We start from the raw sequence: 1037 nt of genomic DNA, 5'->3' as shown, positions 1-1037 counted from the left end.
TGTGGAGCTTCAACAGGTTGTCCTCGATCAGGGCGAGGCGACTGATAGGCGTTTTTGACTTTAGGCTGCCATGTGGACGATGCCAATTGTATCTGTGCAGCCAGACAGGCAGTTCGGCGGCACGATGATCGGATGTCGGATAGGCAATGGCGTAGGCCCATTCGCGCAGTGCTGTCTGGATGAAGCGCTCGGCCTTGCCATTGGTCTTGGGCGTATAGGGTCTTGTCGTGACGTGCTTGAGGCCGAGATCGCGGCAGGCCTTGGCGAAGGCCTTTGATCTGTAGCAGGAGCCGTTGTCGGTCATGACGCGGGCTATCGTGACGCCGAGGCTGGCGTAATAGGCGACCGCGGCCTTGAGGAAGGCGATGGCGCACTCCTTTTTCTCGTCGGGCAGGATTTGCGAGAAGGCGATGCGGGACGCGTCGTCGATGCAGACATGGACGAACTCCCAGCCGGCGCCGCGCGACTTGCCCTTTTGCGGATCGCCGGTGATACGATGGCCGACTTGGCTGAAGCGGCCGAGCTTCTTGATGTCGATATGGATCATCTCGCCGGGATGCTCCCGCTCGTAGCGCCGGACCGGTTCGGCCGGCTCGATATCCCTGAGCCGCGACAGCCCGGCACGCTTGAGAACCCGGCTGACGGTGGCGGGCGAGACGCCGACCTCATGGGCGATGTGCTTGCCGGTCAGCCGCTGGCGACGCAAGGCTGCGATGCGCTCGGCCACGGACTGTTCGGTCAGGCTCGGCATGACGGTGGGCCGCGACGAGCGGTCGACCATGCCGGCCCGCCCTTTGGTCTTATAGCGCTCGACCCAGCGCGCCACGATCTTGGCCGACACGCCATAGACGCGCGCCGCATGGGCTTTGGAAAAAGCGCCTTCTATCACCGATAACGCCATCTCCTCTCGACGCAGCGGTGTGAGACGGGCATTCTTGTGGATGTTCATTCGGACCCTCCGATGGATGCTGAAGCGTGGTAACTCCAGTCTCCTCGGTCCGGTCCGAATGGACAACCTCTCGAAAGCTCACACCTAG

General features: G+C 62.4%; 1 protein-coding gene. It reads right to left on the bottom strand.

Annotated features, from left to right (window positions below; translation table 11 throughout):
- On the bottom strand, positions 1 to 949 hold a 949-nt coding region (locus EN991_RS37520), incomplete at its 3' end, for an IS481 family transposase (protein ID WP_095770220.1).
- Between the last annotated feature and the right edge of the window lie 88 nt (positions 950 to 1037).

The sequence above is a fragment of the Mesorhizobium sp. M7A.F.Ca.US.005.03.2.1 genome (assembly GCF_003997795.1).
Lineage (GTDB): Bacteria > Pseudomonadota > Alphaproteobacteria > Rhizobiales > Rhizobiaceae > Mesorhizobium > Mesorhizobium ciceri.
The sequence above is the reverse complement of the archived record's forward strand: the minus strand, read 5'-3'. Positions and strand labels throughout refer to the sequence as shown.